We start from the raw sequence: 22,068 nt of genomic DNA, 5'->3' as shown, positions 1-22,068 counted from the left end.
CCGCCCCCGGTGCCGTCCCCACTAACTCTCACATCACGACGACTTTTGTGCCGACATTGACGCGTTCGTAGAGATCAGTGACATCTTCATTGCGCATGCGGATGCAGCCGCTGGATACGGCATGTCCGATTGTCCATGGCGCATTGGTGCCGTGAATACGGTAGAGCGTATCGCCAAGATAAAGTGCGCGCGCACCGAGCGGATTGGCGGGGCCGCCTTCCATGTGAACAGGCAGATAGTGGCCCTTTTCTTTCTCGCGCTCGATCATCGAGGCTGGCGGGCGCCAATCCGGCCATTCCGCCTTGCGGGAGATATTGTTGGTGCCGTTCCAGCCAAAGCCTTCCTTGCCGACGCCAACACCGTAGCGACGGGCCTGACCATCCGCTTCGACGAGGAAAAGGAAACGCTGCGATGTATCGATAACGATGGTGCCCGGTGCCTGTGGTCCATCATAAGCAACGGACTGTGGCAGGAATTTCGGGTCCATACCGCGTTTTTTCGGCTGATCTTCCGTTGCGGGCGCAGCTGGCCGCCGGAATGAAACTTCGCGTGCAGCCGGGTTTGTTGCTTCCTGCGTGCGAACGGGGCGTCTCGCCTCTCGGCGATTGATAATGGTTCCACGTATAGGTGGGTCGCTCAGTACAACCCGGTCGCGCATATTGGCCGATGTGCCAACCGGACGTTGACGCAACTGCATGACCCAAGGCGCTGAAAGATCGGGGCTCATAACCACAGGCGGCCTTGTCGCGTAGCGCTCACTGGCATGAGCGCCGAATGATACTATTGTCAGGCAGGAGGTCAGAAGCAGCAATGCGGTCTTCATCGGGTAATTCTCTTGGCAATAACACTCCTGACAGGATCTGTCAGGTTTCGGATTGAGTTTGCCTGCGTGCCGGTAGAAAAAAGTGAACGAGGATCAATAAAATGCGATTCTGATCGGAAACCATTTGTTGTGGTTATCGAATGGTTTCGGCCACTGGTTAATGTCAGGTGAACATGTTCCGGAAGGACAGATGATGACGGAAGAAACGCCCGTAAAGACAGGATTGATGACGGATGAAAGCGGTGTGACCAGATGTTCCTGGCCCGGCGCTTTGCCTGAATACATCCACTACCACGACCATGAGTGGGGACGTCCCGTCACGGACAATTATCGCCTGTTTGAAAAAATCTGTCTGGAAGGATTTCAGTCGGGTCTGTCGTGGCTCACCATCCTGCGTAAGCGCGAAAACTTCCGCGAGGCTTTTGATGGCTTTGATTTCGAACGCATTGCCCGCTACGGCGATAAGGATATCGAGCGATTGCTTGGCAATGCCGGGATCATCCGCCATCGCGGCAAGATCACCTCGACCATCAACAATGCGAAGCGGGTCATCGAACTGCTTGAGGAAAAAGGCTCGCTTGGCGCTTATTTCTGGAGCTTTGAGCCGCCAGTGGATGAGCGTCCCAAGGTCGTTGATTATGGCCACCTCATCACCAATCCCTCGACACCCGCCTCGGTGCGCCTTTCCAAGGATTTGAAGAAGCGCGGATTCAGCTTTGTCGGCCCCACCACCATGTATGCGCATATGCAGGCTATGGGGCTGGTGAATGATCATGTGGAAGGCTGCAAGTGCCGGAGCGAGATCGAAAAAATCCGAGCGAATTTTAAACGACCCGTTTGATTGTCATGAAACTGCTCTCTGGCTCGTGCTGCTGCGGCAATTGCGAGCCGGTAATTCCTTGCCCTCAATGCCTTGATCGGTTAGAGCAAACTCCAATTCAAAATTGATACTTCAAGGCATCGGATCAAAATCATGACAACGAAGGCAGACAGGTTAAAGGCGCGGCTGCCGCGCGGTTTTGTGGACCGGGTTCCCGATGATCTGCGGGCCGCCGAAAAGATGATGGCCGATATCCGCAAGGTCTATGATCTCTATGGTTTTGAGCCTGTCGAAACACCGCTGATCGAATATACAGATGCGCTCGGCAAATTTCTGCCGGATCAGGATCGCCCCAACGAAGGCGTGTTCTCGTTTCAGGACGATGACGAACAGTGGCTGTCCTTGCGTTATGATCTGACGGCGCCGCTGGCGCGCTTTGTTGCCGAAAATTTCGAGAGCCTGCCAAAGCCCTATCGCAGTTATCGCGCCGGTTGGGTGTTCCGCAATGAAAAGCCGGGTCCGGGCCGTTTCCGTCAGTTCATGCAGTTTGATGCCGATACGGTCGGCGCTCCCTCCGTCTCGGCCGATGCGGAAATGTGCATGATGATGGCCGATGTCATGGAAGCCGTCGGTATCAAGCGCGGCGATTACGTCATCCGCGTCAACAACCGCAAGGTTCTGGACGGCGTGCTTGAGTCGATTGGGCTTGGTGGTGATGACAAGATGGGCCAGCGTCTGGTCGTCCTGCGTGCCATCGACAAGCTCGACAAGTTCGGCGTTGACGGCGTGCGACTGCTGCTGGGCAAGGGCCGTCTTGATGAAAGCGGCGACTTCACCAAGGGCGCAGGTCTCGATGAGACTGCGATTACCAAGGTGCTGGCATTTACCTCAGCCGGTGGTGCCAATGGCCGCGAGACCATCGCCAATCTTGAGGCTGTTGTGGCTGGCAATGATAAGGGCGTTGAAGGTGTTGCAGAACTTGCGACCATCGAGGCGCTGTCTTCGGCAGCCGGTTACGGCGCGCGCGTTCGTATCGACCCGTCAGTCGTGCGCGGTCTTGAATATTACACCGGTCCCGTCTTTGAAGCGGAACTCACCTTCGATGTGACCAACGAGAAGGGTGAAAAGGTCGTCTTCGGCTCCGTTGGCGGCGGTGGCCGTTATGATGGTCTGGTATCGCGCTTCCGCGGCGAACCGACGCCTGCAACCGGCTTTTCCATCGGCGTCTCGCGCCTGATGACGGCGCTGAAAAACCTTGGCAAACTGGATAATTCGGACAATGTCGGGCCTGTTGTTGTTCTGGTTATGGACCGCGACACGGAAAGCCTTGGCCGTTACCAGAAGATGGTTTCGGACCTGCGGCAGGCGGGTATTCGCGCGGAAATGTATCTCGGTGGTTCCGGTATGAAGCCGCAGATGAAATATGCCGATCGGCGCGGTGCGCCTTGCGTCATCATTCAGGGCTCGCAGGAACGCGACAATGGCGAAGTGCAGATCAAAGATCTGATCGAAGGCGCGCGGCTTTCCCAGGAGATAGAGGACAATACCGTGTGGCGCGAAGGCCGTCAGGCCCAGATCACCGCCAAGGAAACCGATCTCATTGCGGAAGTGCGCAAGATTCTTGAAGCGCAGGCCGAGGACCGCGTCAACGCGGCGAAGGCTGGCTGATCCTGATATGACCGGTTCCCGTGCTCCTGCCTTTGCCAGTGACCTTGCCGCGCTGATTTCATCGCGGGAGGCGGAGCTTGTGGATATTCCGGTCATTCAGCCTGCTGATCAGTTTCTCGACATGGCAGGCGAGGATTTGCGCCGCCGGATTTTCCTGACCGAGAACGAGAACGGCCAGAGCCTATGCCTGCGGCCTGAGTTCACCATTCCTGTCTGCCGCAACCATATCGAGCTGAACGCTGCGGCGCCGAAGCGCTATGCCTATCTTGGCGAAGTGTTCCGCCAGCGGCGCGAAGGCGGCAACGAGTTCTTTCAGGCCGGGATTGAGGATCTGGGCGATGCCAACCGCGCCCGCGCCGATGCCCGCTCGCTAGCCGATGCCATCGCTTCCATTCGGCTTGTGGCTCCCAAGGCAGAACTCGAAACGCTGCTTGGTGATCAGGCGATTTTTGAAGCTGTGCTGGCGGCACTCGGCCTGCCGCGCGGCTGGCAGAAGAAGCTGGCACGCGCCTTTGGCAATCCGGGTCAGCTGAAGAGCCTGCTTGCTGATCTCTCGTCCAATCAGAAAAACGGTTCGCTGCCCGAGAGGCTCGCCGCGCTGGTCTCAGCAAGCGATGAGGCAGGTTTGGCCACGGAGCTGGAACAGGATATGCAGGCAGCCGGTATCTCACCGGGTGCTGGCCGTAGCCCCGCCGAGATTGCCCGTCGCCTGATCGAGAAAGCCAATCTGGCTTCGGTAAAGCTGCCCGCACAGGCTTTTGCCGCGCTGGAAACATTTCTGGCCATTTGTGTGCCATTGCAATCCGCTTCATCACATCTGCGCAATTTCTCGAAGACCAATGAATTTGACCTTGGCCCGGCGCTCKATCAGTTCGAGGCGCGGGTTGTTGCGGTGCGCGAGGCGGGCATTGAACAGGAAAACATCGTCTATGATGCCGCCTTTGGCCGTCCACTCGATTACTATACCGGTCTTGTCTATGAAACGCGGGCTTTGAATGCTCTCGATCTTGGCGCCATTGTCGGTGGCGGCCGTTATGACCGCTTGCTGACCATGCTTGGTGCCGTCGATTCCATTCCGGGCGTTGGTTTTTCGATCTGGCTCGACCGGCTGGAGAAGATTGCGCCATGACCATTACCCTTGCGCTTCCCTCCAAAGGCCGCCTGAAGGAACAGGCGCTTGAAGTCCTTGAAAAGGCCGGGCTGAAAGTCGTCATGCCAAAGGACCAACGCAATTATCGTGCGCAGGTCGAAGGCGACAGCAAGATCGATATCCTGTTTCTGTCAGCCTCCGAGATTGCCCGCGAATTGGGCTATGGCAGCGTTGATCTTGGCGTAACCGGTGAAGACCTGATCCGCGAAACTCTCTCCGCAGCCGATGAACGCGTGCAGATCGAGGCGCGGCTGGGCTTTGGCCATGCGGATGTGGTCGTGGCTGTCCCCGAGGTCTGGTACGACGTGTCGACCATGGCTGATCTTGACGATGTGGCGGCGGAATATCGCCAGCGCCATGGCAGGCGGCTGCGCATCGCCACGAAATATTGGCGTTTAACCCAGCAGTTCTTCTCACAGATGCATGGCATTCAGGTCTATCGCATTGTCGAAAGCCTCGGTGCAACTGAGGGTGCCCCAGCCTCCGGTTCTGCCGATATCATTGTTGATATCACCTCGACCGGTTCAACCTTGCAGGCCAATCATCTGAAAGTGCTGGAAGACGGTATCATCCTCAAATCCGAGGCATGCCTCGTTTCCTCACGCCAGAGCGCTGATCCTGCGGCGGTTGCTGCGCTTGCACAGCGCATACAGGCTGCACTCGCTTCCAGTTGAGTTACATCAACTATCCGTGATTTTACGGCTGCTCTGTAACTTTTACCCGCTCTCATCCGTATTTCCCTGCAGATGACTGATATGCTTCGGTCATCCTGTTCAGGGAGACTATGTCATGATGACACGCCGATCACTTTTTGGCGGAGCTGTTCTCGGGCTTGGAGCGCTCATCGCCGCGCGCTTTTCCACGACGACACCCAAGGCCTATGCAGCGGGCACTTTCGAAGTCGAGCACACGGATGCCGAGTGGAAGAAGCTGCTGACTACAGACCAATACGATGTATTGCGACAGGAGGGCACGGAACGCCCGTTTACCAGCCCGCTCAACCATGAAAAGCGCAAGGGTACATTTGCCTGTGCCGGTTGTGATTTGTCGCTGTTTGACTCCGACACGAAATTTGACAGCGGAACCGGCTGGCCAAGCTTCTGGTCACCGATCAAGGGCGCCGTCACCGAAGTAACGGACAGTTCGTTCGGCATGTCGCGCACTGCCGTCAACTGCCACCGCTGTGGCGGCCACCTCGGACACGTCTTTGATGATGGTCCGAAACCAACCGGCCTTCGTTATTGCATGAACGGCGTTGCCATGAGCTTCAAGCCGGCAGCTGCCTGAGTTTCCGCGAAAGGAATTGCACTATGAAATTACGTCAAATTCTCCTTGCTTCCTGTCTCGTCTTTGCTTCGGCGCCAGCCTTTGCCGAAAGCATCACCATGGTTCCGCCACCCGCCGTTGACCAGACCGCTAGCGCCCAAACGGAGACTATCGTTCTCGCCGGTGGCTGCTTCTGGGGCGTACAGGGCGTCTACCAGCACCTGAAAGGTGTCACAAATGCCGTATCGGGTTATTCCGGCGGCAAGAAGGAGACGGCCGACTACGAGACTGTCAGCTCCGGCAAGACTGGCCATGCGGAATCCGTCGAGGTGACCTTCGATCCCAAGGTAGTCAGCCTTGGCAAGATATTGCAGGTCTACTTCTCCGTGGCGCATGATCCGACTGAACTGAACCGGCAGGGCCCGGATTCGGGAACGCAGTATCGCTCCGCAGTCTTCACCACCACCGAGGATCAGGCCAAGATCGTCAAGGCCTATATCGATCAACTCGACAAGGCCAAGACCTATTCGGAGCCGATCGTGACCAAGGTGTCAGCGCTGGATAAATTCTACCCGGCCGAGGGTTATCATCAGGATTACGCCACGATCCATCCAACGCAGCCCTATATCGCCTATTATGATATTCCGAAGATTGAGGGCTTAAGCAAATTCTTCCCGCAGGATTACCGGGAAAAGCCTGTTCTGGTCAGCGAAGCCAAGGCTTCAAACTGACTTGGGAGTGAGACAACAAAAAAGGCCGCTGAAAAGCGGCCTTTTTCGTGAAATACCTCAGATATTAGCGGAGCTTCGCGTCAACAGAGAGCGAACCCGCGCCGTGTTGGGCGAGAACAAAGAAACCGCCTGCGATTGCAAGGTTCTTGAAGAACTGAGTGCCTTCGAACGGTGCCCAGTGACCAACATAGGCCGCACCGAGCGTGAAAAGGCCGAGAAGAACAGCCGCATAACGGGTCTTGAAGCCAAAGAGAACGGCAAGGCCGCCCACGAGTTCAACGAGACCGACGATAACTGCTGTTACAGTTGGCAACGGTAAGCCCTTGGCTGCAAAATATCCGGCCGTACCGGCGATGTCGCTTAGCTTGCCAAATCCCGCTGGGATAAACAGAAGGGTCAGCAAAATGCGGCTGATCAGCGTGACGATGGCATTGCTGGATGTTGTTGTGTTGGCAAGTGCGTTGTCTGACATGGGGTTATTCTCCAAAGAATTTGTCGTGACAACCAAATAACTAAATTTGATTGTCAAACAAAGCCACTATTTTCTCGACGCATTGTTCACAATGAAATGATTTTCTCTTCTCACTCCGGTGCAATCATGCGTTCAGGACGAACGAGACGGTCATAATCTTCAGCTGAGACGTGACCGCTGGCCAGAGCCTCCTCGCGCAAGGTGGTGCCGTTCTTGTGCGCGGTCTTGGCAATTTTCGCTGCATTGTCATAGCCAATGGCAGGCGCAAGAGCCGTCACCAGCATCAGCGAACGCTCGAGCAGGTCCTTGATACGCACTTCATCAGCTTCAATGCCTTCAACGCAATTGTCGGCAAAGGAGACCATCGAGTCCGCCAGCAGACGGATCGACTGCAGAACGTTCAGGGCGATCACAGGCTTGAACACGTTGAGTTCGAAATGGCCCTGGCTGGCCGCAACGGTGACTGTCGTCTGGTTGCCGAATACCTGCGCTGCAACCATGGTCAGCGCTTCTGCCTGCGTTGGGTTGACCTTGCCCGGCATGATCGATGAACCCGGCTCATTCTCGGGCAGCTTCAGTTCGCCGAGACCGGAACGGGGGCCAGAACCGAGGAAGCGGATATCGTTGCCGATCTTGAAGAGGTCGGTGGCCAGTGCATTCAGGCTGCCGTGGAAATTGGCAAGTGCCCCATGGCTGGCGAGCGCTTCGAACTTGTTCGGTGCGGTCTTGAAGCTGAGGCCCGTAATATCGGAGACGGCTTCGGCAAAGCCTGTGTCGAAGCCAACAGGCGCGTTAAGGCCGGTGCCGACGGCAGTGCCACCCTGTGCCAGCAGGAACACGTCAGCAAGGCTCTGTTCGATGCGCTTGCGGGCATATTCCAGCGCGGCGCGGTAGCCGGAGAATTCCTGACCGAGCGTAACGGGCGTTGCGTCCTGCGTGTGTGTGCGGCCGATCTTGATGATGTCGGCGAATGCCTTTTCCTTCTTCGCCAGCGCAGCGGTCAAATGGTCAAGGGCCGGATAAAGCCGCTTGGTTGCCTCAACAGCGGTTGCAATGTGGATGGCCGTCGGGAACGTGTCGTTCGACGACTGGCTCATATTGACGTGATCATTCGGATGAACAGGCTTTTTCGAACCCTTTACGCCGCCGAGCATTTCAATAGCGCGGTTGGAGATCACTTCATTGGCATTCATGTTCGACTGGGTGCCGGAACCGGTTTGCCAGACGACCAGCGGGAAATGATCGTCCAGCTTGCCTTCAATCACTTCTTCGGCTGCAACGGTGATAGCGCGGCCAGTCACTTCATCCAGCTTGCCGAGCGCCATGTTGGTTTCGGCAGCGGCACGCTTGACGATACCAAGTGCGCGCACCAGCGGGATCGGCATTCTCTCGCCGCCGATCTTGAAATTGTGCAGTGAGCGCTCGGTTTGCGCGCCCCAATATTTGTCCGCGGCGACTTCGATGGGACCAAAAGTATCTGTTTCGGTGCGGGTATTGCTCATCGTGCTCTCTTCCTGTTGGGAGTTGCCGGAAGCACTACTGCGAACCTCCGCGCGAGGCAAGGTTTGCGACGGGAATGTTGTTCTGGAAATCGTCCGGCAATGGGATAAAATCGATTATAGGGATTCTATTCAGGCCTCGATCGCCTTGGTGGCAGGTGCTGTATTATTGATTTGGGAGGATAAGCCGTGACAACGCGAGACTCACGAACCTTGCAGGTATCCATCGAACGCGATTGGCATGCCGCCTATGATTTTACCTCCAATCCGCTCAACCTGCCGAAATGGGCATCGGGTCTGGCAACCGGCTTGCAGAAATTCGGTGATGAGTGGCTTGCGGACGGCCCTACCGGAAAACTGCGGATACGTTTCTCCCCGCCGAACGATTATGGCGTTCTCGACCATTGGGTCGTCACTGAAACAGGCGAAGAAGTCTATGCGCCGATGCGGGTGATTCCAAACAATGACGGCTGCGAGGTTAGTTTTACCCTTTTTCGCATGCCCGATATGAGCGACGGTAAGTTCGCTGAGGACGCCGCATGGGTTTTGCGGGATTTAAAGGCCTTGAAGGCCGTTTTGGAAACGTCAGGAATATAAGATGACTCAGTCGGGCAGGGACAAACGGATCAATTATATCGAATTCAACGTGAGTGACATTGGGCGCATGCGCGCCTTCTACGGCGAGGCATTTGGCTGGACCTTCAAGGATTACGGCCCTGATTATTGCGAATTTTCCGATGGTAATCTCAACGGCGGCTTTGCTGTGGGTGATGAGGTCAAGCTAGGCGGCCCGCTGGTCATCCTCTTTTCTGATGATCTCACCGACACACTGACGCGCGTCGAAAGCGCTGGCGGAACAATCGTGAAGCCGATCTTCGATTTCCCCGGCGGTCGGCGCTTTCATTTCACCGACCCCGATGGTTATGAACTGGCAGTCTGGTCAGACAAATAATTCTGGTTCAGGCCGCAAGTTTCAGCATGTGCGCGTCGTAACGTTCCATGAACTGGCGCAGGAGCTGCGGATATTCCGGTGTGACCGCAGCGATGACGCTGGGACGTTCCGACAAGGCCTGACGCCAGGCGCGAATTTTTGGATAATCAGCGAACACGCCATGCTCGGCGAGTGTGTCAAATGTATCGAAGTAGCGGAAAACCGGCGCAAAAACCGCATCGACAAGGCTGAACTTCGTTCCCGCGAAGAAGGGACCATCACCGAGAACCTCTTCGATACGACCGAATTTGCTTGTCAGTATTTTCAGTTTCTCGTCGAACAGACCGGCGTCTTTCGTGGTTTCCAGCGACCAGATATCCGAAAGGATGGTCGAGCCGAATTCCATCCAGCCGCGATGGCGGGCACGGTCAACCGCATTATCGGGGTGCAGGTGCGGCTCACCCTCGGTCTCTTCGATATATTCGGCAATAACCGAGCTTTCGAACAGGATGGCCTCGCTGCTATCATCCTGTTCCACTTTCAGCAACGGCACCTTGCCGAGCGGTGAAATCTTGAGAAACCACTCAGGCTTGTTGTTGAGATCGATATAGATTTTCTCAAAAGGCACGCCCTTTTCCGCAAGCGCGATTGCCGCGCGCTGCACATAGGGGCAAAGGAGATGGCTGATCAGGGTAAGCTTCTTGGTCATGGTGTTTCTCCTGAATCGTTGTTGCTGGAAAAGCAAAGGGGCGGCCATATGAACGGCCACCCCTGAAATTTACGCGGTGCGGGCTGATTTCAGCGCCTTGCCCCACCAGACCAGCTGGTCCAGCTGGTTGGTGGCTGCTTCGTTCAGATGGCCGTAGTCGCTGAGCTTCTTTTCGCCTTTGACGACAGTCAGATATTCAGGGAAGGAGATATGAATGCCTGTCTTGACCGAAGCGGCACTCATTTCCACGAAAATCACCCGAAGATGTTCGATAGCGCGCGCGCCACCAACGCCGCCATAACCGACAAAGCCGACCGGCTTGTGAATGAAATCGCCAAGATCGATGGCGTTCTTCAGAACGGCTGTCGGGCCGTGGTTGTATTCAGCCACTGTGAAGACATAAGCATCGAATTCACGCAGCTTCTTCTTCCAGCGCTCGGCCGTTTCCGACTGCTCGGTGGTGGCGCGTTCTTCGCCGAAGAACGCCATCGGATAGTCGATGAGGTCAAGAATCTCGACTTCGACATCCCCGCGTGCGCCGGCAACTTCGGCGATCCATTTCGCCGGGAACTCGGCAAAGCGGCCAATCCGCGTACTGCCAACGATGACACCGATTTTCAGTTTCGTCATATTCAGAATTCCTCAGGTTTTTTCTATGGTAACTATTGGTTACTGGCGCTATATAAGTGACTGTTGAAAATACCCGCAAGGAGGCACTTTTTTGAAACCGAAGCACTTTCAAGTAACCTCTGCCTGTACGGCGGTGAATCACATTCTGGCCCGTGTCGGAGACAAATGGACCGTGCTGGTTATCAACTATCTGGGCAATGGTTCAATGCGCTTTAATGAGTTGAAGCGAACCATTAACGGTATTTCGCAAAAGATGCTTACCAGCACATTGCGTGGCCTTGAGCGTGATGGCTTTGTCACCCGCACTGTCTATCCAACCATTCCGCCACGCGTCGATTATGAACTGACGGAGCTTGGACGCGAATTGCTCGTGCCGGTTCGGGGACTGGCAGACTTTGCCATTCAGAACGAACACCGTATTGCCAATGCGCGTGCCCGGTTCGATTCTGGACATGGGGTTGAAATTGCCGCCAGCTTCGCTGAAGCGGCCGAATAGATAATTTTCTTGTGTCCTTGCGATCAGCCGTTGGCTGGCGCCATGTTCACGCAACAAAAAAGGCGGGCCGAAGCCCGCCTTTTCCGTATGTATCAGCGTTGGACTGATTAGAAGTCCATACCGCCCATGCCGCCCATTCCGCCGCCTGGCATCTGTGGAGCGCCGCCATTGTCCTTCTTAGGAGCTTCGGCAATCATGGCTTCGGTGGTGACGAGAAGGCCAGCAACCGATGCAGCATCCTGCAGGGCTGTGCGAACAACCTTGACTGGATCGACAATGCCGAGAGCGATCAGATCGCCATATTCGCCATTGGCTGCATTGTAGCCGTAGGTTTCCTTCTTGTTGTCAAGGATCTTGCCAATAACGATGGAAGCTTCGTCACCTGCGTTTGTTGCGATCTGGCGAGCCGGAGCCTGCAGAGCACGACGAACGATGTTGATGCCAGCGTCCTGATCGGAGTTTGCACCCTTGAGCGTCAGGTTTGCCGAAGCGCGGAGCAGGGCAACGCCACCGCCAGGAACGATGCCTTCTTCAACAGCAGCGCGTGTTGCGTTGAGAGCGTCGTCAACGCGGTCCTTCTTTTCCTTCACTTCAACTTCCGTAGCACCGCCAACGCGGATAACGGCAACACCGCCAGCGAGCTTGGCAAGACGTTCCTGCAGCTTCTCACGGTCGTAGTCGGAAGTGGTTTCATCGATCTGCTGCTTGATCTGGCCGACGCGGGCGTTGATTTCGCCCTTCTTGCCATGACCGTCAACGATCGTGGTGTTTTCCTTGGTGATCGACACCTTCTTGGCGCGGCCGAGCATGTCGAGCGTAACGCTTTCGAGCTTGATGCCGAGATCTTCGGAAATAACCTGACCACCGGTGAGGATCGCGATGTCTTCCAGCATGGCCTTGCGGCGATCGCCGAAGCCAGGAGCCTTGACAGCAGCAATCTTCAGGCCGCCGCGCAGCTTGTTGACGACGAGCGTAGCAAGAGCTTCGCCTTCTACGTCTTCAGAAATGATGACGAGTGGCTTGGAGGTCTGAACAACTGCTTCGAGTACAGGCAGAAGAGCCTGAAGGTTCGAAAGCTTCTTCTCGTGGAGAAGGATGTAGGCGTCTTCGAGGTCAGCAACCATCTTTTCAGGGTTGGTGACGAAGTATGGGCTAAGGTAGCCGCGGTCGAACTGCATGCCTTCAACGACTTCAAGCTCGGTCTCAGCGGTCTTGGCTTCTTCAACGGTGATAACACCCTCGTTGCCGACCTTCTGCATTGCCTTGGCAATCATTTCGCCGATTTCAGTCTCGCCATTGGCAGAGATCGTGCCAACCTGCGCAACTTCTTCCGAAGTCTTGATCTTCTTGGCGCTCTTGCCGAGCTGCTTGACAACTTCTGCAACAGCAAGATSGATGCCGCGCTTCAGATCCATCGGGTTCATGCCGGCAGCAACAGCTTTGCCACCTTCCTGAACGATAGCCTGAGCCAGAACAGTAGCGGTCGTGGTGCCGTCACCGGCAATGTCGTTCGTCTTCGAAGCGACTTCACGAACCATCTGCGCGCCCATGTTTTCGAACTTGTCTTCAAGTTCGATTTCCTTGGCAACAGTTACGCCGTCCTTGGTGATGCGCGGAGCGCCGAAGGACTTGTCGATAACAACATTGCGGCCTTTCGGGCCGAGCGTTACCTTGACAGCGTCAGCAAGGATGTTGACACCGCGCAGCATGCGCTCGCGCGCGTCGCGGCCGAATTTTACTTCTTTGGAAGCCATTTTATCTCTCCTGGGATTGAACCCGGTTTGATCGAAATTCGTTGGTTTAAAGGCAGTGTCGGCTGATTAGCCGAGGATGCCCAGAATGTCGGATTCTTTCATGATCAGCAGGTCTTCGCCGCCGATCTTGACTTCCGTGCCGGACCACTTGCCGAACAGGATGTGGTCGCCAGCCTTGACATCGAGCGGGATGAGCTTGCCAGCTTCGTCACGAGCGCCAGTGCCTACGGAGACGATTTCGCCTTCCTGTGGCTTTTCCTTGGCAGTATCCGGAATGATGATGCCGCCTGCAGTCTTTGCTTCGGATTCGATCCGGCGTACTACGACGCGGTCGTGAAGCGGGCGGAACTTGGTCTTGGCCATGGTTAGAACCCTTGATGTTGGTGTCAAAACAGTGAAGCGAACGAATGATCATTCGCGTTATTAGCACTCGCCATTGATGAGTGCTAACTGGGCTCGGAGATAGTGGGAGGTCTTGGAAGAGTCAAGGGAGAGGTTGGCCAATTTTTTTGGCGAAGTGGTAAAAACCACGCGGTTACAGGTCCTCGGACCAGCATAAAAATCATTCCATAGAATTGTGAACCAATGATGACGCCGGGGTGTTCAGGCCGCCTGGCGGGCAGCTGCATCCTTGGCAGCTTCCGACCGCAGATGCGTGTCGCCCCAGATCTTGAGCGCGGAGATAATCGGCTCAAGACTGCGACCGTGTTCCGTCAATGAATATTCGACCTTGGGCGGCACCTGCGCATAGACCTTGCGTGTGATGAAGCCATCGGCTTCCAGTTCGCGCAGCTGATTGGTCAGCATCCGCTGGGTGACACTATTCAGATGGCGGCGGATTTCGTTGAAACGCAATGTGCCGGACATGAGATGGTAAAGGATCATTCCCTTCCATTTGCCGCCGATCAGATTGAGCGTTCCCTCGACGGGGCAACCCGGAGCGCAATCAAAATTCGTATGGCGTACACGCGGCATCACGGTATCCTTTATGACACTATATGCAATTTATGTGCATTCTTGCACTTATCAAACATAGCGCGCATTTGAACAGCGTCAACTTATCTGGAGAATGCCGATGCGTGCCGTTGCCTATTACGAACCACAGCCAATCACTGCGGATACATCCCTTGTCGACATTGATCTGCCCAAGCCCGAAGCAAAGGGGCGCGATCTTCTGGTCGAAGTGAATGCCGTATCGGTCAATCCGGTGGATACGAAAATCCGTGCAGGTGTGAAGCCGGAAGCGGGCCAGCCCAAGGTCCTTGGCTGGGATGCTGCAGGCATTGTCACCGCCGTGGGACCGGATGTGCAGCACTTCAACGTCGGTGATGAAGTATTCTATGCGGGGGCGGTGGATCGTTCGGGAACTAATGTCGAGTTTCATCTGATCGATGAGCGTATTGCCGGAAAGAAGCCGAAATCTCTCGATTTCAGTGCCGCCGCTGCTTTGCCACTAACATCCATTACAGCGTGGGAAATGCTGTTTGACCGCATGCAGATCAAAACCCCGGTTGTGGGTGCAACCAATGCCATCCTTATTATTGGCGGTGCCGGTGGTGTCGGTTCCATTGCGGTCCAACTTGTCCGAAAACTGACCAACCTGACTGTCATCGCCACAGCTTCACGCCCGGAGACGAAGAAATGGGTTGAGGAATTGGGTGCCCATCATGTGATTGACCACTCGAAGCCGATTGCCGCGCAGGTAGAAGCACTCGGCCTCGGTGCGCCCGCCTTTGTTTTTTCGACAACAAACTCCGATGATCATCGCATGGAGATTGCCACGCTGATAGCGCCGCAGGGCCGATTTGGACTGATCGATGATCCCAAAACCTATGACATCATGCCCTTTAAATGGAAAAGCATTTCCATCCATTGGGAAGTGATGTTCACGCGCTCGCGCTACAACACTGTCGATGTTGAGGAGCAGCACAATCTGCTCAACAAGGTCTCGGAACTGGTCGATGCCGGTACAATCCGCACGACGCTTGCCGACGATCTCGGTAAGATTTCCGCAGCCAATCTGAAGAAGGCCCACGCCTTGATCGAAAGTGGACGAGCCCGCGGCAAGATCGTCCTGTCAGGTTTCTAAGAGAAAGCGGGCAGGGCGCAACGCTCTGCCTGCCTCACCGCACAAAGCGCAACCACCCGGTGCAGGTAACGGCAAGATAGATGCCACCGCAGATCAGCAGGAGATCGCTCGGACTGATGCTGTTGCTGACCATTGGGGCAACCAGCATGCCGAAAAGCATACCGACATGCGTGGTGACGATATAGGCGCGTGTTGCTGGTGCAATATCGGCAGATGGCAGCTGGGTCTGGCGCAGCGTCGCGAAAGCAACATCCTTGAACGGGCCGCCGAAGCCGGACAAGCCCGATGCGAGAACAAACGTGCCGAGCCGCCAGTGATCCGGGATAGGCGTGAGCGATGCCAAAGCCATTAGCAAGATGCCAGTGCCGGTTGCGCATACGCCTATGAAAATCATGCGTGCCGGTTGCTCGGGCATGGGACGGTTGCCGACAATGAGATTGGCAATGAGGTTGCTGACGCCGAATGCTGCAATGACAAGGCCATAAAGCCCAAAGCCTGTCGTCAGCGATGCATCGAACTGGCTGGAGATGATCAACGGGACAGCAAGGAAGAATGCCACATACCATGCGCCGCCAATGAAGGCATTGCTGTCGAGCAGGAAGCCGAGCAGCGGCTCCCGGTGCATGGCGCGGTAGCCATATAGGAGGCTGGCGAAGGGGTGTTTTCGTTCAGTGCTGACGGGCGGAGCCGGTTGGGAGGTTGAGAGCGGCAAAGCTGTTATTGCGGCTGCAGACAGAAGAAAACTCAGGGCATTGGCCGTGAAAAAGTGAATGGGCGCGATAATCGCCCCCGCAAGAGCAATCAGTCCGGGGCCAAGCAAACGAGCGAGCCGGTTCGTCGCGTCAAGCAGCGCATTGGTTCCCGCCAGCAGCCCCGGCTCATTGATGATCAACTGCGGCAGGATCGTCTGAAGGGCGGGGAGAAATAAGGCTTCACCGGCTGCAAGAATGGCTACGGCGAGCGCCAGCACCCATGCATCCGGTTGGCCCCCGACCATCCAGACCACGACAACAAGCACAAGGGCAGCAAAGCGGCAAAGGTCTGCGCCGATCATCGTACGGCGACGATCCCATCCATCAGACATGGCACCACCGAAAAACAGGACGGCAAGGATAATAGCTGACTTGATCGCCGTGATGTAACCGGCGGAAGGGCCGAAAATATCGACGGCGATCCAACTGAGCGCGATCGTATAGAGCTGATCGCCGATGGCGGACAGTGCGAGACCCGACCAGAGCAGACCGATCGAACGTCGGCGGAGCAGTGTGATGAATTGCATTGGCGAAACGTGCTTGCGGAGGAACAATTCCGCTAGACTAATGCAAAACTTTTATGGCCGATATGACAATGCTGCCGGTTTTTGTCAGTAGTCTTTAGTCGTCCTCGCGCACATGGTGCGCCATATCCGCGAGCATCCCGCTGACATGCTTATCTGACAGTTCATAGAAGATTTGCTTGGAAAGCCGGTTGCCACGCACGAGGCGGGCACCCCGCAACAACCTTAAATGATGGCTGACGAGCGATTGGGACAGCTGCAGGCTTTCCGCGATATCGCCCACGGATCGCGGCGCTTCAAGACAGAAGAACAGAATGCGCAAGCGGGTGGGATCGCCAAGCAGTCTGAAAATTTCGGCAAGTGTGGCGGTGTCGGAATCTGAGGGCAGGTCGAGGGGCATCAATGTTTGTGCCCCGCATGATCGTGGTCATGATTGGCATGATCGCCTGTCTCGCTATGATCCCCGTGATCGTGATCCGTATGTTCCCCGGGCTTTTCTCCCATGATGCAGTCATCGCTTGGGCTGTCAGGCCAGTCGATGGCAATGGTTGCATGCTGAATATCAAAGCGCTTGGCCAGTTCTGCTTCGACCGCTTTCACAAGAAGGCGCGGATCGGTTCCATCCTTTGGCTGGACATGCAGGGTGGCAAGAGCCTTGCCTGACGTGATGAGCCAGACATGCACATGTCGCACGGCGGCAAGTCCGGTGACAGCGCTCATCAGATAGTTCTGGATTTCCTCCGGCTTTGCATTTTCAGGTGCGCCTTCCAGCAGGATATGCAGGGAATTGCGCAACAGGGCCCAGGCGCTGCGCAGGATCAACACGGAAACCAGAATGGAGAGAATTGGATCGATTGGCGTCCAGCCGGTAAAATAGATGATGATGGCGGCACTGATGGCACCGACGGAACCCAGAAGATCACCCATCACATGCAGCACGGCGCCTTTGATGTTGACGTGTTCCTTGTCGCCGCGCGTGAGAATCCAGAACACCAGCATATTGATGAGCAGTCCGATTATGGCCACGAGGAACATTGGGCCAGCCAGAATCTCGCCGGGTGCGCGGAAGCGGTCGATAGCTTCGATGGCGATCCAGATAACAATGGCAAAAAGTGCAATCGCATTGACAAGACCTGCGATCACTTCAAAGCGCAGATATCCAAAGGTGCGGCTTTGATCCGCAGCACGCTGGCCAAAACGAAACGCCGCATAGGACAGGGCAAGCGCACCCGCATCCGTCAGCATATGCCCGGCATCGGCAATCAGGGCCAGCGAACCGGACATCAGCCCGCCAATCACCTCAACGACCATATAGGTAAAAGTAATGATAAAGGCGATCAGCACCTTGCGCTGATTGTCGTTGGTTATCTTGGGCGCGTGGTCGTGACCCTCATGCGATTGGGACATGGTTCTGGCTCGTCTGGTTGATGACAACAAACATATCAATACATATTCATATGTTTGTTGTCAATCGCTCGTGCCGAACACCATTTTATTTGGTCCACCGGGCGTTTGCCCGATGGATTCTTCTGAAGACGAGATCAGGCGGCAAGCCGTGTTCCAACCTCGTCCAGTGTCACATGGCCAAGGAACTTACCGCTTGTCACAGCAGGGTTCTCGTCCTCGATAGCATGGGCAAAGATCACAGCCTTGTCGGCTTCTAACGTCTGTAGATAGCGGTAAAGATCAGGGTAATCAGCCTTGATATTGAACAGGCCAAGGTCTTCGCCCCAACGGGCAACGCCGATCAGATAGGCATCGGCAATTGTCCTGTTGTCACCGACCAGCCAATCCTTGCCTTGCAGATGAGACTGCAGATAGGCGTAACCTCCCGCCGCCTTCTCCTTTGCCAGATCACGCAGCATTTTGATCGCCGGATCACCTTCCTGCAATTTGTAGGCGGCCCAGGCCGGGGCAAAGGCCGAATGAAAGCTGGTGTGCAGATAGGCCAACATCTGGTTGAGTTTGTCATAGGCCTCTGTGCCCTGGGCAAAACCCAGTTTCTTGTACAAATCCCGTCCGGCAATGTTCTGGAGAATGGCAAGGCTTTCGCTAAGGCTCGCGCCATTTTCCAGTAGCAGCGTCGGTGTCTGGTGCATGGTGTTCACGCGCCGATAGACGTCACTCTTCGATTTTGCCAGCATGTCGATGCGGGCGAGGCGATAGGGTTGGCCAAGCCATTCCAGTGCAACAATCGATCCGAAAGAACAGCCATGCGGCACGCCGTAAAACAATACAGGTTCCATTTTCATTTCCTCATTTTTGAATGTCTGACCGCGGTGAAATGGAAGATGGCAATGCCGGTAACTATTGTAAAGAAGGCACAAAAATGTAATGTTGGTACATATTTTATACCAACATTCGATGATGGTGCCGACGATGAAAGATCTGGTTTCCAAATGCCCCGTGGAAAATGCCATGCTGGCGCTGGGCGGGCGCTGGCGCATCCTTCTTATCTATTATCTGCTTGAAGGAACGAAACGTTTCAGCGATCTGCGCCGCGACATGCCAAAGATTTCGCAACGCATGCTGACACTTGACCTGCGTGCTCTTGAAGAGGCTGGCTACGTCACGCGCACGGTCTTTCCGCAAGTTCCGGTGCGCGTCGAGTACAGTCTGACGGAAGAAGGGCAACGTTTGAGGACATTGGTTGATGTGCTCAGCGAATGCGGCACCCGTCTTGCAAGTCGCGGTTTGGACTTGGCGGCCGCCTGATCCCTGTCATTCCAACGACAATCACAGGTGACACGATTGCCGCTATCGGCTAAGCGATGCCATCTTAGTTCGCTCCGGCAATCTGAAAGGATCGGCATGACCGACATGCTACATTTGCAGCGTCTCGATGCGCTCAAGGACCGTTATGATGTTCTCCTGTGTGACGTCTGGGGTGTTTTGCATAATGGCATTGATTCTTTTGCCGCAGCTTCCAGCGCCTTGCAGCGCGCGCGTGAAAACGGCCAGACTGTCGTTCTGATCACCAATGCACCACGCCCCTTTGCTGGTGTCGCCCAGCAGATCGAAATGCTTGGTGTACCGAAATCCGCCTATGACCGCATTGTTACATCAGGTGATGTGACGCGCGAGTTGATCCGCAATGCGCCGCGCCGCGTGTTTCATCTGGGGCCTGAGCGCGATGAGACGCTTTACGAGGGGCTTGATGTCGAGCTTACCGAAGAGCGCGAAGCGGATGTTGTTGTCTGCACCGGCTTTTTCGATGATGATTCCGAAGGCCCCGAGGATTATGTGGATATGCTCACGCGCTTTCGCTCGCGCAATCTGCCTTTCATCTGCGCCAATCCGGATATTGTTGTGGAGCGCGGCGACCGACTGATCTGGTGTGCGGGCGCTTTGGCGCGCGATTATGGCCAGCTTGGTGGGCGTACCCTGATTGCCGGAAAGCCGCATCGCCCCATTTACGAGGCAGCAATCGCCGCTGCCGAAGCCGTGCGCGGCAAGCCGGTTGACCTCACACGCGTGCTTGCTATTGGCGATGGCATGCTCACAGATGTGAAAGGTGCTGATCTCTTTGGGATCGACGTGCTCTATATTTCCGGCGGCATTCACGCTGGCGATTATGTGATGGGCGGCATATTTGATCTGGAAAAGCTGCTCGCCTTTCTCAAAAAGCATGGCAGCAATCCCGTTGCCACCATGCCGGCTCTCGCCTGAGGTAAATGCATCATGCCGATTCTACGCCTGACAGACCCTTCTCATCTGCCGGAGCATCTGAGGGGTGCGGTGGTGGCAATCGGTAATTTTGATGGTGTGCACCGTGGTCATCAGGCTGTTCTGGGCCGGGCGCTCGATGCCGCTCATGCGGCGGGAAAGCCTTCGCTGGTTCTGACCTTTGAACCGCATCCGCGCAGTGTTTTCGTGCCAGATCAGCCGGTGGACCGGCTAACACCTGCCGCTGAAAAAGCCTCCATACTGGAAGCCCTCGGATTTGATGCGGTGGTGGAATGTCACTTCACCCGTGATTTCTCGCAGCTTACCGCCGATGTGTTTGTCGACCAAATCCTTGTTGCCGGTCTTGGTGCCAGCCGCATTGTTGCAGGCTTTGATTTTCACTTCGGCAAAGGTCGTCAGGGCGGCCCGGCCTTTCTGATGGATGCGGGGGAAAAGCGCGGCTTTCAGGTGACACTCGTTGATGCCTTCCGCGATGAAGGCGGGCAGGCGATTTCATCCAGCCGCATTCGCGAACTTCTGGGCGCAGGTGAAATTGTCGAAGCGTCAGGGCTTCTTGGATATCGCCACCGGATACGGGCTGAGGTAATCCATGGCAAAGAGCTTGGCCGGACAATCGGCTTTCCCACTGCCAATATGGTTCTGCCTCCCGAGACGCATTTGAAGGAGGGCATTTATGCCGTGCGGTTTCGGCGTGCTGACGGGACGCTTTATGACGGTGTGGCGAGTTTTGGCCGCAGACCGACCGTTGATACGGATGGCGAGCCGTTGCTTGAAACCTATGTGTTTGATTTCACGGGTGATCTCTATGGTGAAATCTGCGAGGTTTCATTTTTCTCCTATCTGCGCGGCGAAGAAAAGTTTGATGGACTTGAGCCGATGATGCAGCAGATCAGACGCGATGAGGAAGAGGCGCGTAGCCTGTTGCAGGGTGTCAAGCCGCTGTCCCCACTGGATGACACGCTTAACTTTCAATGAAACGGTAAATTGTTTACCATAAGAATAAATCCAATTTTATCTATCTTTGGGTAGCGTCAATTTCAAATCTGCCGCCCTCCCAGGCGAAATTGTTGGAGTGACTTCATGCATATTCGTTTCATCGCTGCTCTTTCGGGCGCCCTTGTTCTTGCCGGTGTCGCCCCAGGTTCTGCCGATGAATATTATTCGGACGGACAGCAGACACAGACCGCTGCGGCCCCGCGCCAGCATTGGTGGTCCGGTGACTGGTATCTGACACTCGGCGCAAAAGGGTTCATCGCTCCGCGTTATGAAGGTGCGAAGGATTATCTTCTGCGGGCTGCGCCGGTTATTTCTCTTGGACGCGCCGGACCTGCCGCACGTTTCAGCTCTTTGAATGACAACGCATCGATCGGCCTCATCGATACCGGTGTTTTCCGCACCGGTATCACCGGCAAGCTGCTCACCGGACGTGACAGTGGCGATGCTCATCTCAAAGGTGTGCATGATGTCGACTGGGGTGTTGAACTCGGTGGCTTTGCCGAATTCTACCCAACTGACAATATTCGTGGCCGCGTTGAAGTACGCCGGGGTATCGGTTCGCATGATGGTGTCGTTGCCGACTTTGCTATCGATGCCTTTACGGATCTGACGCCGACGGTCCGCGTTTCCGCCGGTCCCCGCGCCACGCTCGCCTCGAAAGATTACTTTCAGCAGTATTACGGGGTAAATCCGACAGAAGCCGCCGCATCCGGCCTGTCCAGCTACAAGCCTAGCGGCGGTGGTTTGAAATCGCTTGGCGTTGGCGGTCAGATCACCTGGAAAACCACTGAAAAGATCGAAACCAGTGCCTATGCGGAATATAGCCGCCTGATGGGCCCGGCATCGGATTCCAGCATCGTCAAGGAGCGCGGTTCGGCCAATCAGGCCACCTTTGGCCTTCAGGCAACCTACCGTTTCGATTTCGGCCTTTGATGCCAATATGGCGCTGACGCGAAGTTTATTGCGTCAGCCCCTTTATTCTGGAAGCAGTGATTGCTAAAAGCGCGCTCATGAAAACTGTTTCCTGGACGCTTGCGCGCTCCATACCACTTCAGACACCACGAATTACTG

Annotated in this window: 26 protein-coding genes; 14 read left to right on the top strand and 12 right to left on the bottom strand. The window is 55.6% G+C overall.

Annotated elements, in window-relative coordinates; translation table 11 throughout:
• Positions 1 to 28: 28 nt before the first annotated feature.
• Entirely contained in the window at positions 29 to 823 is a 795-nt protein-coding gene (locus AB4Y96_RS01125; protein WP_441915086.1) for a L,D-transpeptidase, read from the bottom strand.
• 193 nt (positions 824 to 1,016) lie between these two features.
• On the opposite strand from AB4Y96_RS01125, the gene AB4Y96_RS01120 reads away from it, so the two are divergent.
• From AB4Y96_RS01120 to msrA, 6 genes are all read left to right on the top strand, one after another.
• Positions 1,017 to 1,664, top strand: coding sequence for a DNA-3-methyladenine glycosylase I (locus tag AB4Y96_RS01120; RefSeq protein ID WP_441915276.1), 648 nt, complete (start codon positions 1,017 to 1,019; stop codon positions 1,662 to 1,664).
• A gap of 132 nt (positions 1,665 to 1,796) precedes the next feature.
• Entirely contained in the window at positions 1,797 to 3,311 is a 1,515-nt protein-coding gene (hisS, locus tag AB4Y96_RS01115; RefSeq protein WP_441915085.1) for a histidine--tRNA ligase, read from the top strand.
• 7 nt (positions 3,312 to 3,318) lie between these two features.
• Complete coding sequence (locus AB4Y96_RS01110) at positions 3,319 to 4,440, top strand: ATP phosphoribosyltransferase regulatory subunit (RefSeq protein ID WP_441915083.1); 1,122 nt, start codon at positions 3,319 to 3,321, stop codon at positions 4,438 to 4,440.
• Positions 4,437 to 5,135: an ATP phosphoribosyltransferase gene (gene hisG / locus AB4Y96_RS01105; RefSeq protein WP_091883508.1), complete on the top strand. Its 699-nt coding sequence runs from the start codon at positions 4,437 to 4,439 to the stop codon at positions 5,133 to 5,135. The genes AB4Y96_RS01110 and hisG overlap by 4 nt, the downstream gene beginning before the upstream one ends.
• A 115-nt stretch (positions 5,136 to 5,250) precedes the next feature.
• Entirely contained in the window at positions 5,251 to 5,748 is a 498-nt protein-coding gene (gene msrB / locus AB4Y96_RS01100) for a peptide-methionine (R)-S-oxide reductase MsrB (RefSeq protein WP_441915081.1), read from the top strand.
• Positions 5,749 to 5,771: 23 nt separating this feature from the next.
• Entirely contained in the window at positions 5,772 to 6,458 is a 687-nt protein-coding gene (msrA, locus tag AB4Y96_RS01095) for a peptide-methionine (S)-S-oxide reductase MsrA (RefSeq protein ID WP_441915080.1), read from the top strand.
• Between the two features lie 64 nt (positions 6,459 to 6,522).
• On the opposite strand, the gene AB4Y96_RS01090 is transcribed toward msrA, so the two are convergent.
• Together AB4Y96_RS01090 and fumC are read right to left on the bottom strand one after the other, a co-directional pair.
• A complete protein-coding gene (locus tag AB4Y96_RS01090) occupies positions 6,523 to 6,930 on the bottom strand; it encodes a DoxX family protein (protein ID WP_091883515.1) in 408 nt (135 codons plus the stop codon).
• Positions 6,931 to 7,040: 110 nt separating this feature from the next.
• Positions 7,041 to 8,432: a class II fumarate hydratase gene (gene fumC, locus AB4Y96_RS01085; RefSeq protein ID WP_441915079.1), complete on the bottom strand. Its 1,392-nt coding sequence runs from the start codon at positions 8,430 to 8,432 to the stop codon at positions 7,041 to 7,043.
• A gap of 186 nt (positions 8,433 to 8,618) precedes the next feature.
• On the opposite strand from fumC, the gene AB4Y96_RS01080 reads away from it, so the two are divergent.
• Both AB4Y96_RS01080 and AB4Y96_RS01075 read left to right on the top strand, forming a co-directional pair.
• Positions 8,619 to 9,026, top strand: coding sequence for a polyketide cyclase (locus AB4Y96_RS01080; protein ID WP_091883523.1), 408 nt, complete (start codon positions 8,619 to 8,621; stop codon positions 9,024 to 9,026).
• Between the two features lies 1 nt (position 9,027).
• On the top strand, positions 9,028 to 9,381 hold the full coding sequence (locus AB4Y96_RS01075; RefSeq protein WP_441915078.1) for a VOC family protein: 354 nt from the start codon (positions 9,028 to 9,030) through the stop codon (positions 9,379 to 9,381).
• 7 nt (positions 9,382 to 9,388) lie between these two features.
• Here the strand turns inward: AB4Y96_RS01075 and AB4Y96_RS01070 are convergent, their stop codons facing one another.
• Both AB4Y96_RS01070 and AB4Y96_RS01065 read right to left on the bottom strand, forming a co-directional pair.
• Entirely contained in the window at positions 9,389 to 10,069 is a 681-nt protein-coding gene (locus AB4Y96_RS01070; RefSeq protein ID WP_441915076.1) for a glutathione S-transferase family protein, read from the bottom strand.
• Positions 10,070 to 10,138: 69 nt separating this feature from the next.
• Positions 10,139 to 10,699, bottom strand: a complete 561-nt coding sequence (locus tag AB4Y96_RS01065; RefSeq protein ID WP_091883528.1) for an NADPH-dependent FMN reductase — start codon at positions 10,697 to 10,699, stop codon at positions 10,139 to 10,141.
• Between the two features lie 91 nt (positions 10,700 to 10,790).
• On the opposite strand from AB4Y96_RS01065, the gene AB4Y96_RS01060 reads away from it, so the two are divergent.
• Positions 10,791 to 11,195 carry a winged helix-turn-helix transcriptional regulator gene (locus AB4Y96_RS01060; protein WP_091883531.1) on the top strand — a complete coding sequence of 135 codons (405 nt, stop codon included), beginning with the start codon at positions 10,791 to 10,793 and terminating at the stop codon, positions 11,193 to 11,195.
• Between the two features lie 107 nt (positions 11,196 to 11,302).
• On the opposite strand, the gene groL is transcribed toward AB4Y96_RS01060, so the two are convergent.
• The 3 genes from groL to AB4Y96_RS01045 form a co-directional block, all read right to left on the bottom strand.
• Positions 11,303 to 12,949 (bottom strand): chaperonin GroEL, encoded by a 1,647-nt coding sequence (groL, locus tag AB4Y96_RS01055; RefSeq protein WP_441915073.1) that lies wholly within the window; start codon positions 12,947 to 12,949, stop codon positions 11,303 to 11,305.
• A gap of 66 nt (positions 12,950 to 13,015) precedes the next feature.
• On the bottom strand, positions 13,016 to 13,312 hold the full coding sequence (gene groES, locus AB4Y96_RS01050; protein ID WP_091883536.1) for a co-chaperone GroES: 297 nt from the start codon (positions 13,310 to 13,312) through the stop codon (positions 13,016 to 13,018).
• Between the two features lie 240 nt (positions 13,313 to 13,552).
• Positions 13,553 to 13,924 (bottom strand): winged helix-turn-helix transcriptional regulator, encoded by a 372-nt coding sequence (locus AB4Y96_RS01045; RefSeq protein ID WP_441915071.1) that lies wholly within the window; start codon positions 13,922 to 13,924, stop codon positions 13,553 to 13,555.
• Positions 13,925 to 14,024: 100 nt separating this feature from the next.
• Between AB4Y96_RS01045 and AB4Y96_RS01040 the strand changes: the two genes are divergently transcribed.
• Entirely contained in the window at positions 14,025 to 15,038 is a 1,014-nt protein-coding gene (locus AB4Y96_RS01040) for a zinc-binding alcohol dehydrogenase family protein (RefSeq protein ID WP_441915069.1), read from the top strand.
• Between the two features lie 34 nt (positions 15,039 to 15,072).
• On the opposite strand, the gene AB4Y96_RS01035 is transcribed toward AB4Y96_RS01040, so the two are convergent.
• The 4 genes from AB4Y96_RS01035 to AB4Y96_RS01020 form a co-directional block, all read right to left on the bottom strand.
• A complete protein-coding gene (locus tag AB4Y96_RS01035) occupies positions 15,073 to 16,317 on the bottom strand; it encodes an MFS transporter (RefSeq protein WP_441915067.1) in 1,245 nt (414 codons plus the stop codon).
• Between the two features lie 94 nt (positions 16,318 to 16,411).
• Entirely contained in the window at positions 16,412 to 16,714 is a 303-nt protein-coding gene (locus AB4Y96_RS01030; protein ID WP_441915274.1) for an ArsR/SmtB family transcription factor, read from the bottom strand.
• A complete protein-coding gene (locus tag AB4Y96_RS01025; protein ID WP_441915065.1) occupies positions 16,714 to 17,721 on the bottom strand; it encodes a cation diffusion facilitator family transporter in 1,008 nt (335 codons plus the stop codon). Before AB4Y96_RS01025 ends, AB4Y96_RS01030 begins: the two co-directional genes overlap by 1 nt.
• A 134-nt stretch (positions 17,722 to 17,855) precedes the next feature.
• Positions 17,856 to 18,560: a glutathione S-transferase family protein gene (locus tag AB4Y96_RS01020; RefSeq protein ID WP_441915063.1), complete on the bottom strand. Its 705-nt coding sequence runs from the start codon at positions 18,558 to 18,560 to the stop codon at positions 17,856 to 17,858.
• Positions 18,561 to 18,693: 133 nt separating this feature from the next.
• On the opposite strand from AB4Y96_RS01020, the gene AB4Y96_RS01015 reads away from it, so the two are divergent.
• From AB4Y96_RS01015 to AB4Y96_RS01000, 4 genes are all read left to right on the top strand, one after another.
• Positions 18,694 to 19,029, top strand: a complete 336-nt coding sequence (locus AB4Y96_RS01015) for a winged helix-turn-helix transcriptional regulator (RefSeq protein ID WP_091883733.1) — start codon at positions 18,694 to 18,696, stop codon at positions 19,027 to 19,029.
• Positions 19,030 to 19,134: 105 nt separating this feature from the next.
• Positions 19,135 to 19,983: a TIGR01459 family HAD-type hydrolase gene (locus AB4Y96_RS01010; protein ID WP_441915272.1), complete on the top strand. Its 849-nt coding sequence runs from the start codon at positions 19,135 to 19,137 to the stop codon at positions 19,981 to 19,983.
• Positions 19,984 to 19,995: 12 nt separating this feature from the next.
• Positions 19,996 to 20,976, top strand: a complete 981-nt coding sequence (locus tag AB4Y96_RS01005) for a bifunctional riboflavin kinase/FAD synthetase (protein WP_441915062.1) — start codon at positions 19,996 to 19,998, stop codon at positions 20,974 to 20,976.
• Between the two features lie 105 nt (positions 20,977 to 21,081).
• Positions 21,082 to 21,930: a MipA/OmpV family protein gene (locus AB4Y96_RS01000; protein WP_091883557.1), complete on the top strand. Its 849-nt coding sequence runs from the start codon at positions 21,082 to 21,084 to the stop codon at positions 21,928 to 21,930.
• Positions 21,931 to 22,068 lie beyond the last annotated feature (138 nt).

The sequence above is a fragment of the Phyllobacterium sp. TAF24 genome, assembly GCF_052113785.1.
Classification (GTDB): domain Bacteria; phylum Pseudomonadota; class Alphaproteobacteria; order Rhizobiales; family Rhizobiaceae; genus Phyllobacterium.
This window is presented reverse-complemented; position numbering and strand designations above follow the sequence as displayed.

Bases quoted from the DNA above. Each gene is read 5' to 3' on its own strand.
- msrA (WP_441915080.1), top strand. From the start codon at position 5,772: ATGAAATTACGTCAAATTCTCCTTGCTTCCTGTCTCGTCTTTGCTTCG.
- AB4Y96_RS01005 (WP_441915062.1), top strand. From the start codon at position 19,996: ATGCCGATTCTACGCCTGACAGACCCTTCTCATCTGCCGGAGCATCTG.
- AB4Y96_RS01075 (WP_441915078.1), top strand. From the start codon at position 9,028: ATGACTCAGTCGGGCAGGGACAAACGGATCAATTATATCGAATTCAAC.
- groES (WP_091883536.1), bottom strand. From the start codon at position 13,312: ATGGCCAAGACCAAGTTCCGCCCGCTTCACGACCGCGTCGTAGTACGC.
- AB4Y96_RS01025 (WP_441915065.1), bottom strand. From the start codon at position 17,721: ATGTCCCAATCGCATGAGGGTCACGACCACGCGCCCAAGATAACCAAC.
- AB4Y96_RS01125 (WP_441915086.1), bottom strand. From the start codon at position 823: ATGAAGACCGCATTGCTGCTTCTGACCTCCTGCCTGACAATAGTATCA.
- AB4Y96_RS01020 (WP_441915063.1), bottom strand. From the start codon at position 18,560: ATGGAACCTGTATTGTTTTACGGCGTGCCGCATGGCTGTTCTTTCGGA.
- AB4Y96_RS01035 (WP_441915067.1), bottom strand. From the start codon at position 16,317: ATGCAATTCATCACACTGCTCCGCCGACGTTCGATCGGTCTGCTCTGG.
- AB4Y96_RS01040 (WP_441915069.1), top strand. From the start codon at position 14,025: ATGCGTGCCGTTGCCTATTACGAACCACAGCCAATCACTGCGGATACA.
- AB4Y96_RS01000 (WP_091883557.1), top strand. From the start codon at position 21,082: ATGCATATTCGTTTCATCGCTGCTCTTTCGGGCGCCCTTGTTCTTGCC.
- AB4Y96_RS01070 (WP_441915076.1), bottom strand. From the start codon at position 10,069: ATGACCAAGAAGCTTACCCTGATCAGCCATCTCCTTTGCCCCTATGTG.
- AB4Y96_RS01120 (WP_441915276.1), top strand. From the start codon at position 1,017: ATGACGGAAGAAACGCCCGTAAAGACAGGATTGATGACGGATGAAAGC.
- AB4Y96_RS01045 (WP_441915071.1), bottom strand. From the start codon at position 13,924: ATGCCGCGTGTACGCCATACGAATTTTGATTGCGCTCCGGGTTGCCCC.
- fumC (WP_441915079.1), bottom strand. From the start codon at position 8,432: ATGAGCAATACCCGCACCGAAACAGATACTTTTGGTCCCATCGAAGTC.
- hisG (WP_091883508.1), top strand. From the start codon at position 4,437: ATGACCATTACCCTTGCGCTTCCCTCCAAAGGCCGCCTGAAGGAACAG.
- msrB (WP_441915081.1), top strand. From the start codon at position 5,251: ATGATGACACGCCGATCACTTTTTGGCGGAGCTGTTCTCGGGCTTGGA.
- AB4Y96_RS01065 (WP_091883528.1), bottom strand. From the start codon at position 10,699: ATGACGAAACTGAAAATCGGTGTCATCGTTGGCAGTACGCGGATTGGC.
- AB4Y96_RS01030 (WP_441915274.1), bottom strand. From the start codon at position 16,714: ATGCCCCTCGACCTGCCCTCAGATTCCGACACCGCCACACTTGCCGAA.
- AB4Y96_RS01090 (WP_091883515.1), bottom strand. From the start codon at position 6,930: ATGTCAGACAACGCACTTGCCAACACAACAACATCCAGCAATGCCATC.
- AB4Y96_RS01015 (WP_091883733.1), top strand. From the start codon at position 18,694: ATGAAAGATCTGGTTTCCAAATGCCCCGTGGAAAATGCCATGCTGGCG.
- AB4Y96_RS01010 (WP_441915272.1), top strand. From the start codon at position 19,135: ATGCTACATTTGCAGCGTCTCGATGCGCTCAAGGACCGTTATGATGTT.
- hisS (WP_441915085.1), top strand. From the start codon at position 1,797: ATGACAACGAAGGCAGACAGGTTAAAGGCGCGGCTGCCGCGCGGTTTT.